Consider the following 12,850-nt stretch of genomic DNA (forward strand, 5'->3'; position numbering starts at 1 on the left):
TTAATAGTCTCTCAACTTTATAAGGAAATACGCATGAAACCTATCGTAACGCTAGCCTTGATCATGGCTTGCTCGACTTCCCCTCTTGCGCTGGCCCAATCTGGAGGCACCAAGACAATGGACATGAAAGGGATGGACATGAAAGCCATGCCGATGGAAAAAATGTCTTCCGACTCCAGCATCAAAGCCATCACTCATCATGCTACGGGTACTGTGAAAGTCGTTGATCCAACCAAAGGTACGATGACCCTAGTGCACGGGCCGGTGAAAAGTTTGAATTGGCCAGCAATGACCATGACGTTCTCCGTGAAAGACAAAACCCTTTTCAATAAGCTTCCCGTCGACAAAAAAGTAACGATCGACTTCACCAAACAGGACGCGAATTATGTCGTCACCGCTGTGAATTAAAGGATTTTTATGGGCGGGTGCAGCATTTTGTGTGCCCGGCCAAGGGAGGCCACCAGCGAAGTTAAAGATCAATCGCAACATCCTCACTGCAAACCATATACCTGTCTGGTTTAGTCCATTTCCCCTTTTTAGAAGAGAAAGATAAAGACCACACTAATAGAGTAAAGAGAGCGGACGAAATCGGGGGCTAGCTAAGGTTGCTGACCGAGCAAATTAGTGGGAGGATTTCGATTCCACGAACGAATTATGGAGGACAAAATGCGCGTCGATATCGAAGTCAGGATCGGTGGTAAACGAAATCGTATCTGCGTTGCAACGATTGAAAGAGATGCCAATACGACTGTCGAATTAGGAATCGGTCTGCAACTTGCTGAGGTCAAATCGCTCATAGGAAGACTTCAGCAAATTGTTGCCACCGCACAGGCGGAAGAAGTGATTGCAGCGAACTGCTTGTGCGGCCGATGCGGGGAGCCACTGCCGCGAAAAGGGTCTGCGTCGATTGTCTACAGAACAGCATTTGGTAAACTTCACCTTAATAGTCCTCGCTATTATTCGACCTGTATCTGCGGCCATTCTAGGCACGAAAGCGCATCGTTTAATCCGCTTGCCGAGAGGTTGACAGAGCGGTCCCATCAGGAATTTGTTTGTCTGCAGACCCGCTGGGCCACCACAGTATTGTACGAGCGTGCCTCGGCATTGCTGGCAGACGTACTTCCCATTGACGCGGTTCCGTGCAGTTCTTCGATCAAGGATCAGGTTCGTAAAGTTGGCCGCCAGATTGATAAAACGGCGCGCTACGATACCGAGAATTTTTTCAATAGTATGCCGCTTCGATTACCGGATCCACCGCTGGAGCAACCGCGCTATGCGTTGCCAGTGGATGCTGGCTACATTCGTTCGGTCCCGGCAAGGTGTCATGGCAGATGCTCGTTTGCGATCATTGCCGCGCGGCTTCGTCATCCGGATGGTCCATCAGCATCGATGGCGTATGTGAACGACGAGATGTGGTCAGCCCTGGACCGGTTTCACCATTTTTTACATCAGCACGACGTTCCGATTGATGCACCAGTGGCCATCATCAGCGATGGGGGTGACGATGTTGCCTACCCGAGTTATTTACCTTGGCGGCCAGTCCAGCGCATCCTCGATTGGTTTTATATTGCCATGCGGTTCGAGCACATCCTTCAGCAGATTCGTGGCATGCGCCATTCGCAACCAGACGATGCCGCTATCTTGATGAAGAAGGTTGAACCTGCGAAATGGCGGCTGTGGCATGGTCGCGCACAAGGTGCGATCGAACGGCTGCGCGAGGTTGGCAAAATAACGACCAGCAAGCTTCAGAAGCAAGTGCAAGACATGATTGGCTATCTGGGCTCAGATCAGAGCCGGTTAATCAACTATGCTGCCTGCTATCGGGCAGGTCTTCCGATCTCGACGAGTCTGGCAGAGTCAGCGGTTAACTTTGTGATCGGAGATCGCTTCAAGAAAAAGGGACAAATGCGCTGGACTCTTGATGGCGCGAATGCTCTGTTGCATATTCGCGTAGAAGATCTCAATGGTGAGCTTGCCGATATTTTTAAGAAACCGCTATATGTAAAGCACTCAAAGTTCACACAAAAAAATCTTTGGGAAGATTTCTCTATGGCTGCGTAAATCAAGAGTTCAGCCCCCGATTTCGTCCGCTCTCTGTGCACACTACCCCATAGTCGTCGTCCGACTTAGGTGTGAGTAGCGCAGAAAAAATGGGACCGGATACCATGCCTGTTGGAGGTAACGGCATAAAAGCGATCTCGCGTGCTTCTTTTGCCTTTAGTCCCATTCCGTGTAAGACGATGTACAGCATATTTTCCATATGGTGCAGGTGACTCGGTTCTGTGAGCAAGGTTTCAATGCCGAAAAAAATTGATCCCAAAATGATATCCCTGGTCACTAAAGGATCCTCAACGGAAAAGCGCCCGCTTGCTATGCCTAGCTCAACATCGCGCGTGAGATAGATATCCAGCAATTTTCCGCGTACAGCGTGCTGCGAGCCGATGCGCGTTAAAAATGTTCCCCATAGCGGGTAAAGCGTTGCCATGTGAACATAGAGCTTAGTGCCCATGCAAATTCGCACAGCAGGATCTTCATATTTCAATACTTCAGGATCAAGGATACTCAGCACTTCATCGCTGAGCTCACCGGCGACGGCCGCGAGCAATTCACTAGTTGTCTTGAAATAGTTATAGAACGTTCCCCGCGCAACGCCAGCAGCGGCGATGAAGTCATCAATGACCGGCAGATCTGGCCCCTTGTTGGCAAATACTTCCACCGCACTCTTGATCAGTAACGCACGCGTTTTCTCGCGACGCTCTAAACCCACTCTGGTGCGATGGTTTTCTGCGGAGCTTTCAATAGGTTTATTCATTGGGCAAGAGGGTACCCGAATTCAACCGGGTTAGCTTCCATTTACCAAATTTACAGTAAAAACTACGCTAGAAATATATTTCATAAATAATCATTATCACAGTTGACAATAACGTCAACATGAAATATTCTTCATTTTGACAAATGTGTCAATATTAACTAGAGGAACATATTCATGAAGCTACTTCGATACGGTATGCCTGGCGCTGAAAAGCCCGGCGCTCTCGACGCTCAAGGGCGACTCCGTGATTTATCACTTTTGGTGCCAGATTTCACTCCCGAGTGGCTTGCGCCAGAACGTCTGCTTGCGCTCGCAGCAATTGATCTTGAAAAGATGCCGTTGGTAGAGGGCTCACCGCGTTTTGGCGTTCCTGTGTCCGGTGTGCGGCAGTTTGTGGCAATCGGATTGAATTATCGCAAGCACGCTGAAGAATCTGGCTTGCCTATTCCGACTGAGCCGGTGGTATTTACTAAAGCACTGACCTCATTAAGTGGGGCAAACGACGATATCGTGATGCCCGAAGGATCAGAAGAAACCGATTGGGAAATCGAACTGGCTTTCATGATCGGTACCACAGCGCGCAAGGTATCTGAAGAGTCTGCTTTGCGTCATGTAGCCGGATATTGCTTAGCCAATGACGTTTCCGAACGTGCCTGGCAGATCAAGCGCAATGGACAGTGGGGCAAGGGTAAAAGTTTTGACTCATTTGGCCCGATTGGCCCGTGGTTAGTGACTGCCGACGAGATTCCCGATCCGCAAACCTTAGGGATGGAATTAAGCGTTAATGGCGTTGTGAAACAACGTAGTAACACCGCAGACATGATTTTCTCCGTGGCTCAAATCGTTTCTTATCTTAGTCAGTTCATGACCTTGCTCCCCGGCGACGTGATTATTACGGGTACACCTTCCGGTGTTGGCCTGGGTATGAAACCGCCGCAGTTCTTGAAAAAGGGGGATGTCGTCTCTTTACACATCGACCAGTTGGGCAGTCAGACCCAAAAAGTGGTGTGAAGTAAAAAATATTCCACAGTTTCATAAGACCAGAATTGGCGATGGAACGGGATCAGGTTCAGGATATAGGAGAGAGACATGGCTATCCTCACAGCGTTTTCAAGGCGTCCCGACGTGCTCGGCGTGCATTCCATTGATGAGTTTGCTTTCAGTGTGCCCGACTTAAAGCAGGCCGAACATTTTTACCGCAGCTTTGGCCTTGATGTAAAAGTCGAGGCAGATTGTCTGGCGCTACATACCTTTGGACATCCGCATCGGTGGGCACGCGTTTTTCAGGGCGCGCATAAACGACTGCTCTGGGTAAGCTGGGGAATCTACGCCGATGATCAGGAGGCATTTAGTCAACAGCTCAATGAGCACAGGGTGCAGCGCATAAATGCCCCGCATGCTGCTAATCCAGAAGGCATCTGGTTCACGGGCCCGGACGGATTGCCGCAACAATTGCTGGTTTGCCAGAAGTCTTCTCCGGATATCAAGTCGCCGCGCATTTTTCCGGCAGAAGTCAGCACTAGCGGACGTGCACCGCACCGATGCGCAGTGACCCAGGTTCAGCCTAACCGTTTGTCGCACATCCTGTTGTTTACCGCTGACGTTGACGTCAGCGTACGATTTTATATCGACGTTCTCGGCCTGCGCATGTCCGATCGCTCCGGCTCCATCATCGCCTTTTTGCATAGCCCACATGGCAGCGATCATCATCTGATCGCAATGGCAACCTCCACCGATTATGGCTTGCATCACAGTAGCTGGGACGTGTCGTCGTTGGATGCAGTCGGACTGGGAAGTCAGCAAATGACACAGGCAGGATACGACCAGGGATGGGGATTAGGACGACACGTTCTCGGTTCCAATTATTTCCGCTATGTGCGTGATCCCTGGGGCAGCTATTGTGAATATTCGTTTGATATCGACCACATCGCCGCCGGTCTGAATTGGCCCGCCGATGACTATCTGCCGGAGGACGCCCTTTACGTCTGGGGTGCACCACCTCCGGAAGATTTCATCAAGAATTATGAAATTCGTACTGACTTGCCACCGGATCAAGCGGTCACGGCGAGCGTCACCCCACAGGTAAAAAATGGAGAAGCATGATGAGTAATTCAACCAGCCAAACAGACACTTTGTACAACGCGGAAAATACAGTATATGACGTGCTTCTGGTCGGTTATGGTCCGGTCAGTGAAATTTTGGCAGTGATGCTGGCCCGTCAGGGCCACACCGTCGCTGTATTTGAACGCTGGACCGAGCGCTTCGGCTTGCCGCGCGCGGTATGTATCGACCACGAAATATACCGTGTCTTATCGGCAATTGGATTGCGCGATGAGCTGCCAGCGGTTAGCCATCCTGCGCCCCCATACCGATGGTTCAACGCCGAATGGAAAGAGCTATTGTCTATAGACTGGTCGGCAGAATCGATCTCCGGTGGCACAGAAGTAAACTTTGTCCACCAACCAACGATGGAAGCGATGTTCGATCAGGCCGCCCGTCGTTATAAGGAAATAGAAATCAATTTGGGCTGGGATGTTACCGAAGTAAGACAGACCGCGGACTATGCCGAATTGGTGGCAACGGAAGTCGCTACCGGTGAGGTGCGCAAAGTACGCGGCCGTTATCTGGTGGGTGCTGACGGTGCCAACAGCCTGGTCCGGGCAGCAATCGGTTCCACGCAGGAAGATCGCGGTTTTGAAGCCGACTGGTTAGTGATTGACCTGCTGCCGAACGAAGGCGTAACACTGGATATTCCGGCCGCCGCCCAATATTGCAATCCGGCCAGGCCGACCACCATCGTCCCTGCTGGCATTCGTGATGGCCGTTATTACCGCCGTTGGGAGTTTATGCGGATGCCGGGCGAGTCTCGTGAATCGCTTGAAACAGAAGCGATGACATGGGAATTGCTTGCTCCCTGGGTGACACCAGATCAGGCAGTGATTGTTCGTCATAAGGTGTATACCTTCCGTTCCCTGATCGCCCATACATGGCGCAAAAATCGTTTGTTGATCGCTGGCGATGCGGCGCACGTGATGCCACCGTTTATGGGACAGGGGATGTGTGCAGGATTACGTGACGACTGGAATCTTGCATGGAAACTTCATCTTATCTTGATAGGTCAGGCGAACGATTCTTTACTTGATACCTATCAGATAGAGCGTAAGCCACATGCCAGCGACATCATTGATTTGTCGATGTATCTCGGAAAAGTGATTTGCATTCCTGACGCAGAAGAGGCCGCACGCCGCGATCAGGGCTTTTTCGAAAAAACCGTCGCACCTCCTCCACCTTTTCCAAGTTTGACCCAAGGCTTGCTGGATCGAAATGCAGAGGGCGAACTTACTGTGGCGGCAGGGCTACTCAGTCCACATGGAACGGTCAGGCACAACGGCCGGCTGGGACGCTTCGATGATGTCGTCGGCCTTGGCTTCGTGCTGGTCTTGCGCAACACCGCGCATGCTGCTGCTCTGACTCAGACCGATCGAGACACTTTCATCAGTATGGGCGGCAAGATCGTTTATGTCGGAGATCAGGAAGACGGCAGCAACGCCAGTGCGATTGTCGATATTGATCAGAAATTTAGTGCATTCATGGATGACCACGACCTGGTCGCGATGCTGATTCGACCCGACTTTTATATTTACGGCGGAGCCTCAGACAGCGCCGACCTGTCGCCGTTAATCAATCATCTCAAAACAGCATTACATGCATACGGTTTCAAGGGGAATCATTCGGCGTTGTAGTACAGGAAGCAGGGAGTAGTAAAAAATGCGTCATAGGTAGCGCGAAGACGCAACATATCAATAAAAATTGGAGACTAAAAAATGCATAAAATGATAAAAAATGGCCATCGACTGGCCGCAATCTGTGTGCTTAGCCTGATCGGCTGTGCCAGCGCGCAGGCTACCGAGGGCGGCGGCTCGGTGTACCCCCAGGGAGTGGATAACTTTGCCGCAGGGGCGATGCCGCCTCCAGGTATTTATGGCATGGTGTTTGCTGAGCATTACTATGCAGACCGTTTAAATGATAAAGATGGAAACCGGATTCCATTAAATTTCAAAGTAACTGCAGATGTGCTTGCACCACGCTTTATCTGGGTTACTGGACAACAAATCGCAGGTGGGGACTTGGCATTTCATGCGATTGTTCCATTGGTTAATCTGGATGTAACAGCGGGCAATGCAAGCCAGAAGAAGACGGGTGTTGGTGATATTACGACCGGCTTTTCTCTCGGCTATCATCATAGTCCTCAGTTGCATACGCTGATCGGCCTGGATTTTTTCGTACCGGTCGGTGACTACAATAAGCAAGACCTGACGAATATTGGCCGCAATTACTGGGCAACCGAGCCGGTCTATATCATCAGCTATATCGATCCTGCCGGTTTCAACGGTGACGTCAAGATGGGCTACACGATCAATCAAAAGAACACTGCGACCAACTATAAATCGGGGCAGGAGTTCCACTTTGATTATGCCGCAGGATGGGGGCTGGGTAACGGCTGGACCGTTGGCGCGGGTGGTTATTACTACCAGCAGACCACCATAGATCAGCAAAATGGCGCCAACATCCCCAACAGTAAAGGGCGTGCTTTTTCCATCGGACCATCAATAAAGTTTGATAGCGGAAAAGGATGGTTCGTTACTGCCAAATGGCAGAAAGAACTGGCGGTAGAAAACCGTGCACAAGGTAGTGCGATCTGGATCAAATCAGTATTTCCACTGTAAAAAGAAGTTCCTTGCGTCTTTGACGGGGGAACTTTGTTTTTCCGTGCACGCAATATATATAACTAACCCTGCAGCATGGATTTCAATGTCGTGTATTGAAAGCATGGTTGCGTTGAGGAGACCACTATGAAAAAAATAAATCCGGAAAAATCTTTTAATGCGGGACGTCGCGGTGTCATTCGGGCATCCGCCGGAACGGCGCTTGTTCTGGGCGCAGCAGCCGTTGCCGGCTTTAATCCCTTAGCGCTCGCGCAAACCGGGCGGAAATTAAAAATTGGTTATGTCACGCCGCAAACCGGGCCTCTCGCTGGTTTTGGGGAAGTAGATCGCTTTGTCCTTGCCGATATTAACAAATTGTTGAAAACGGGGATCATGATCGGTGGTAAAAACTACCCCGTAGAAATTATTGTCAAGGATAGCCAATCCAATCCAATCCGAACCGTGCCGCTGAAGTTGCCGCCGAACTGATCCTGAAAAATAAAATCGATCTGATGATCGTCGGTTCTACACCGGAAAATGCAAATCCCGTGTCTGATCAATGCGAATTAAACGGCGTGCCATGCATTTCCACGACCACTCCATGGCAACCCTGGTTCTTCACGCGCGGCGGCAAGCCGGACAAAGGCTTTGACTGGACCTATCACTTTTTCTGGGGTCTTGAAGACATCATCGCTGTCTTTACCAATATGTGGAAAGACGTGCCAACCAATAAAGTCGTGGGACTCTTATTTGCCAATGATGGTGACGGTAATGCGTGGGGAGATCCGGAACGAGGCCTGCCGCCTGTCCTGAAGAAAAAAGGCTATACGATTGTCGATCCGGGACGCTATCAAAGTGGGCAAACCGATTTCAGTGCACAGATTTCAGCCTTCAAAAAAGCCAACGTACAAATTATTGCAGGGGTGCCGACACCGCCTGACTTTAAAAACTTTTGGATACAAGCCAAGCAGCAGGGCTTTAAACCTAAGGTAGTGTCGGTTGGTAAGGCATTGGCTTTTCCGGCATCGGTGGAAGCGCTCGGCGACAGTGCAGATGGGTTGACGCAAGAACTGTGGTGGAGCCCCAACCGACCGTACAAATCATCGCTGACCGGTCAAAGCGCACAACAATTCAGTGATGCTTACGAGGCCGAATCCAGGAAACAATGGACCCAGCCGCTTGGGTATGCCCACGCTTTGTTTGAGGTGGCCATCGATGTTTTGAAGCGGACCAAAGATATCAACGACAAAGCATCGATTCGTGACGCAATCACCACCACCAAGCTACACACCATTATCGGGTATGTGGCATGGGGAAATGGCCCGGTCAAAAATGTTGCCAAGACACCTTTGGTAGGCGGCCAATGGGTCAAAGGCACTAAGCATAAATACGATCTCATCGTTGTCAACAATGAGACTGCGCCCGATATTCCGGTGCAAGCCAAAATCAAACCATTGCTGTAACGATTGGTCGTGTTGACTTTCGCCCTCTTTGTGTGATCTCAAAGAGGGCAAACGGAAAAATAATGGATCCACTTTTGTCTTTTGAAAACGTTTCAAAAAGCTTTGGCGCGTTCAAAGTCACCAAAAATCTCAGCTTTAAGCTGGAGAAGGGCGAAGCGCTGGGCATCCTGGGACCGAATGGTGCTGGTAAGACCACGATCTTTAATCTGATATCCGGCGATGTGCGGGCCGATCAGGGGCGCATCGTACTTAGTGGCGAGGATATTACGGGGAAGCAGCCTCATCAACGCTGCCGTGCGGGAATCGGGCGCTCGTATCAGATTGCGCTCCCTTTCATAGGGATGACTGTCTTCGAAAACCTGCTGGTAGGCGCTATGTTCGGGGCACAGAAATCAGGGCAGGATGCCGACGCCATTTGTATTGAGGTTCTTGTACGCACCGGCTTACTTCAAAAAGCTAACCGTCTTGCTGGCAGTCTGACACTGCTCGACCGCAAGCGATTAGAACTGGCCAGGGCATTGGCGACCCAACCCGACGTGCTACTACTGGATGAAATTGCCGGTGGACTGACGGAGCATGAGGCGCACGAATTGGTGGCGATGGTCAACGACATCCGCAACGAGGGGATTTCCATTATCTGGATAGAACATGTCGTACATGCGTTGTTGGCAGTCGCTACCCGGCTTCTTGTCGTTAATTTTGGAGAAAAACTGGCGGAAGGGGAGCCGCGCGAAGTCATGGAGAGCGCAGAAGTCCGACGCGTTTATATGGGAATCGAGGTTTAACTATGCTCAGTATACAAAATCTGGAAGCGTTTTACGGTGATTTCCAGGCACTCTTTGGCGTTGATTTCGAGATCGGTGAAAGTGAAACCATTGCCATTATTGGATCAAATGGCGCGGGGAAAACCACCTTTTTAAAGACCATATGTGGGCAGTTGACATCACCTTCTGACGCCGTTTCGTTCAACGGTGTAGCTATCGGCGGTACTGCGCCGGATGAAATAGTTGGCAGAGGAATCGCCATGGTACCGGAAGGCCGACGCTTGTTTCGCAGTCTTACGGTCGAGGAAAACCTGCTTATCGGTGCCTATTCCAAGCGTGCCGGGCCATGGAATCTGAAACGTGTGTACGCACTGTTCCCTGACCTTGAGGAAAAGCGCCATAACCTCAGTGGCGCGCTTTCCGGCGGCCAGCAACAAATGGTTGCCATCGGGCGAGCGCTGATGGCGAACCCGAAGATACTGATCTGCGACGAAGTATCACTGGGCCTGGCACCGATCGTCGTCAAGGGCATTTATGACGCACTCCCGAAGATTACGTCTGACGGCCTTGCGGTGATCATTGTTGAGCAGGATATTGATACCGCGATGCGGGTTTCCGATCAAGTCTATTGCTTCATGCATGGACGCGTATCACTTAAGGGATCCTCTGCGGATCTGACAAAAAAACAGATATCAGATGCCTATTTTGGCATTTAGGAAAGCACATCATGACCGAATGGATAGCGACAATTATTCAAGGCATATTGACCGGTGGTCTATATGCATTATTTGCCATAGGATTGTCATTGACCTACGGCGTCATGCGATTGGTCAACATTGCGCACGGTGATTTCATCATGCTAGCCGCGTATATCGCTTTGGTATTGGTGACTGCAAGCGGCATCCATCCTTTCGTGGCGTTACCGATCGTGGTGATCGTTATGTTTGGTTTGGGATATTTCCTGCAACGTGCGGTACTCAATCGGACGTTAGGGTCAGATATTTTGCCGCCGCTGCTGGTGACGTTCGGCATGTCCATCATTATCCAGAACGGACTTCTCGAAGGTTTTTCAGCGGACGCCAAATCACTGGACGTTGGCGATCTTGCCACTGCCAGTCTTCATATCGGAGAAAATATGGCCATCGGATGGTTTCCGTTGATTACCTTTTTGACGGCCGCCAGTCTCACGCTAGGCCTGACTATGTTATTTAAAAAAACCTCACTCGGCATGGCATTTCGGGCGACCTCGGATGATCAGGAAACTGCCCAATTAATGGGGATCAAAAACCGCCATGTATATGGGCTGGCGATGGGGGTGGCATTCGCCCTGATGGCGGTCGGCGGCGTCTTCCTCGGGATCAAGACTTCCTTTACCCCGGACATGGGACCGAGCTTCCTGCTCTACGCATTTGAAGCCGTCGTTATCGGTGGTCTCGGATCATTTTGGGGAACCTTTGCCGGTGCCGTATTGCTCGGCGTTGCGCAAGGCATAGGGTATAAATTTAACCCAGGATGGGGCATTCTGGTAGGCCATATCGTTTTTCTATCGGTCTTGATATTTAGGCCAACCGGCCTTTTTGCGAAGACTGCATCATGAAAACTTCCATTGACTTTGTTATTGAACGCAGTACCAGAGCTGGCCGGATCGGATTGATAGCCTGCGTTGCGCTATGCGGTTTGCTGGTGTCGCTTCCATTTTGGGCGGAGCCCAGTACCTTGCGCCTTTTGGTGGAGTTTATGTGCTATCTGGTTCTGGCGCAGATGTGGAATTTACTGGCTGGCTATGGCGGTTTGATTTCAATCGGACAGCAAGCTTTTATAGGGATAGGTGGATACGGCTTATTCTTGTTTGCGAATCATGCGAACATGAATCCATTCGTTGCAGTGCTGCTGGGAGGAATCATTGCTGCCGTATTGGCGGTACCGACAGCAAAAATTGTGTTTCGCTTGCGTGGCGGCTATTTCGCTGTGGGTACCTGGGTGGTGGCAGAGGTGTATCGACTGGCGATTTCTAATGTGCCATTGGTTGGCGGTGGATCTGGCGAGAGTTTGACGGCAATGAGCAGTATTCCGAAAGCGACGCGTGAATCGGTGACGTTCTGGATTGCCAGCGCGATGGCGATTGGCACGGTAGCGCTTGTCTACTGGTTGCTGCGCTCGCGCTTTGGCGTCGCTTTGACAGCCATCAGAGACAGCGAAGCAGCCTCCGAAAGCCAGGGAGTTGACGTTGAAAAAGTCAAGTTTTACGTGTACGTATTATCCGCGTTCGGCACCGGATTAGTGGGCGCGCTTTACTACCTCAACGTGTTACGCATCGCACCTAATTCAGCATTCGATTTGAGTTGGGTAGTGTCGGCAATTTTTATTGTCGTCATCGGCGGGATCGGTACAATCGAAGGCCCTATCGTTGGCGCAGTCATATTTTTTTGCTTGCGCGAATTGCTGTCAGATTATGGTAGTTGGTACTTGATGGCCATGGGTCTGGTTGCGATTATTATGATGATCAAATGGCCAAAAGGTATCTGGGGTTTTATCCAGCAGCGCTATGATCTGCGATTCTTCCCGGTGCAACGGCGAGTTCTTTTACCCCAATCATCGAGCGCCGTCAGGGCTGAACCTCCGAGCGCTCAGAGCATAAAACTTTAATGCACGGGATGCGTATCCATCGCTGGCGCTCCACCAACGAATTGCCCGCGCAAGGACATTATTGCAATGCTACTTACACGCGGCAGCGATATAAAAGCAGAGGTCAGTGATTGTAGAAGGTACACGAAGTAAAATTTATAATCCCTTTTAGGAGAATTTCTATTATGGTAAACACTCAACTTGCCACCAATTTTTCACATATTAAACCGGCTGATACGTCCCTGCAATCCGATGGTTTGCGGGACTTTTTTAACTACCGCGATCTCGGTATCAAGGCCGCCACGCATGGGCGTGTCATTGCGCAGTTGGTAACCGCGAATAAGGCCCCGGAGGCGGGTACCGGATGGCATATCCACGAGGCGGAGTTCCATATAGTGTATATGCTCAAAGGGTGGGCGCGTTTTATGATCGATTCGTGCTTGTCCGTGGTACTCGGCATAGAACTACTGAGTCGGAGAC

Annotated in this window: 14 protein-coding genes; 13 read left to right on the forward strand and 1 reads right to left on the reverse strand. The window is 50.6% G+C overall.

The features are described from left to right. Positions 1–33: 33 nt before the first annotated feature. Positions 34–408 carry a copper-binding protein gene (locus ACVBEF_RS10930; RefSeq protein WP_447123970.1) on the forward strand — a complete coding sequence of 125 codons (375 nt, stop codon included), beginning with the start codon at positions 34–36 and terminating at the stop codon, positions 406–408. A gap of 258 nt (positions 409–666) precedes the next feature. Continuing rightward, positions 667–2,061: an ISKra4 family transposase gene (locus tag ACVBEF_RS10935; RefSeq protein ID WP_447123971.1), complete on the forward strand. Its 1,395-nt coding sequence runs from the start codon at positions 667–669 to the stop codon at positions 2,059–2,061. Position 2,062: 1 nt separating this feature from the next. Here ACVBEF_RS10935 and ACVBEF_RS10940 read toward each other — a convergent pair whose 3' ends face one another. After that, positions 2,063–2,812, reverse strand: coding sequence for a TetR/AcrR family transcriptional regulator (locus tag ACVBEF_RS10940; RefSeq protein ID WP_447123972.1), 750 nt, complete (start codon positions 2,810–2,812; stop codon positions 2,063–2,065). Positions 2,813–2,986: 174 nt separating this feature from the next. Between ACVBEF_RS10940 and ACVBEF_RS10945 the strand changes: the two genes are divergently transcribed. The 11 genes from ACVBEF_RS10945 to ACVBEF_RS10995 all read left to right on the forward strand — a co-directional run. Beyond that, positions 2,987–3,823: a fumarylacetoacetate hydrolase family protein gene (locus tag ACVBEF_RS10945; protein ID WP_447123973.1), complete on the forward strand. Its 837-nt coding sequence runs from the start codon at positions 2,987–2,989 to the stop codon at positions 3,821–3,823. A 78-nt stretch (positions 3,824–3,901) separates the two neighbouring features. Continuing rightward, positions 3,902–4,915, forward strand: coding sequence for a VOC family protein (locus tag ACVBEF_RS10950; RefSeq protein WP_447123974.1), 1,014 nt, complete (start codon positions 3,902–3,904; stop codon positions 4,913–4,915). After that, a complete protein-coding gene (gene mhpA / locus ACVBEF_RS10955; RefSeq protein WP_447123975.1) occupies positions 4,915–6,555 on the forward strand; it encodes a bifunctional 3-(3-hydroxy-phenyl)propionate/3-hydroxycinnamic acid hydroxylase MhpA in 1,641 nt (546 codons plus the stop codon). Before ACVBEF_RS10950 ends, mhpA begins: the two co-directional genes overlap by 1 nt. An 81-nt stretch (positions 6,556–6,636) precedes the next feature. Continuing rightward, entirely contained in the window at positions 6,637–7,539 is a 903-nt protein-coding gene (locus ACVBEF_RS10960) for a SphA family protein (RefSeq protein WP_447123976.1), read from the forward strand. 126 nt (positions 7,540–7,665) lie between these two features. Further along, on the forward strand, positions 7,666–8,007 hold the full coding sequence (locus ACVBEF_RS10965; protein ID WP_447123977.1) for a hypothetical protein: 342 nt from the start codon (positions 7,666–7,668) through the stop codon (positions 8,005–8,007). 14 nt (positions 8,008–8,021) lie between these two features. Beyond that, positions 8,022–8,981 carry an ABC transporter substrate-binding protein gene (locus tag ACVBEF_RS10970; RefSeq protein WP_447123984.1) on the forward strand — a complete coding sequence of 320 codons (960 nt, stop codon included), beginning with the start codon at positions 8,022–8,024 and terminating at the stop codon, positions 8,979–8,981. A 62-nt stretch (positions 8,982–9,043) separates the two neighbouring features. Further along, a complete protein-coding gene (locus ACVBEF_RS10975) occupies positions 9,044–9,766 on the forward strand; it encodes an ABC transporter ATP-binding protein (RefSeq protein ID WP_447123978.1) in 723 nt (240 codons plus the stop codon). Between the two features lie 2 nt (positions 9,767–9,768). Continuing rightward, positions 9,769–10,461, forward strand: a complete 693-nt coding sequence (locus tag ACVBEF_RS10980; protein WP_447123979.1) for an ABC transporter ATP-binding protein — start codon at positions 9,769–9,771, stop codon at positions 10,459–10,461. An 11-nt stretch (positions 10,462–10,472) separates the two neighbouring features. Continuing rightward, positions 10,473–11,342, forward strand: coding sequence for a branched-chain amino acid ABC transporter permease (locus ACVBEF_RS10985; RefSeq protein ID WP_447123980.1), 870 nt, complete (start codon positions 10,473–10,475; stop codon positions 11,340–11,342). Then, entirely contained in the window at positions 11,339–12,391 is a 1,053-nt protein-coding gene (locus tag ACVBEF_RS10990) for a branched-chain amino acid ABC transporter permease (RefSeq protein ID WP_447123981.1), read from the forward strand. Before ACVBEF_RS10985 ends, ACVBEF_RS10990 begins: the two co-directional genes overlap by 4 nt. Before the next feature lie 164 nt (positions 12,392–12,555). After that, positions 12,556–12,850: cupin domain-containing protein (locus tag ACVBEF_RS10995; RefSeq protein WP_447123982.1), on the forward strand; the 295-nt coding region annotated here is incomplete at its 3' end.

It is taken from the genome of Glaciimonas sp. GG7, from assembly GCF_052976905.1.

Bases quoted from the DNA above. Each gene is read 5' to 3' on its own strand.
- ACVBEF_RS10930 (WP_447123970.1), top strand. From the start codon at position 34: ATGAAACCTATCGTAACGCTAGCCTTGATCATGGCTTGCTCGACTTCC.
- ACVBEF_RS10935 (WP_447123971.1), top strand. From the start codon at position 667: ATGCGCGTCGATATCGAAGTCAGGATCGGTGGTAAACGAAATCGTATC.
- ACVBEF_RS10940 (WP_447123972.1), bottom strand. From the start codon at position 2,812: ATGAATAAACCTATTGAAAGCTCCGCAGAAAACCATCGCACCAGAGTG.
- ACVBEF_RS10945 (WP_447123973.1), top strand. From the start codon at position 2,987: ATGAAGCTACTTCGATACGGTATGCCTGGCGCTGAAAAGCCCGGCGCT.
- ACVBEF_RS10950 (WP_447123974.1), top strand. From the start codon at position 3,902: ATGGCTATCCTCACAGCGTTTTCAAGGCGTCCCGACGTGCTCGGCGTG.
- mhpA (WP_447123975.1), top strand. From the start codon at position 4,915: ATGAGTAATTCAACCAGCCAAACAGACACTTTGTACAACGCGGAAAAT.
- ACVBEF_RS10960 (WP_447123976.1), top strand. From the start codon at position 6,637: ATGCATAAAATGATAAAAAATGGCCATCGACTGGCCGCAATCTGTGTG.
- ACVBEF_RS10965 (WP_447123977.1), top strand. From the start codon at position 7,666: ATGAAAAAAATAAATCCGGAAAAATCTTTTAATGCGGGACGTCGCGGT.
- ACVBEF_RS10975 (WP_447123978.1), top strand. From the start codon at position 9,044: ATGGATCCACTTTTGTCTTTTGAAAACGTTTCAAAAAGCTTTGGCGCG.
- ACVBEF_RS10980 (WP_447123979.1), top strand. From the start codon at position 9,769: ATGCTCAGTATACAAAATCTGGAAGCGTTTTACGGTGATTTCCAGGCA.
- ACVBEF_RS10985 (WP_447123980.1), top strand. From the start codon at position 10,473: ATGACCGAATGGATAGCGACAATTATTCAAGGCATATTGACCGGTGGT.
- ACVBEF_RS10990 (WP_447123981.1), top strand. From the start codon at position 11,339: ATGAAAACTTCCATTGACTTTGTTATTGAACGCAGTACCAGAGCTGGC.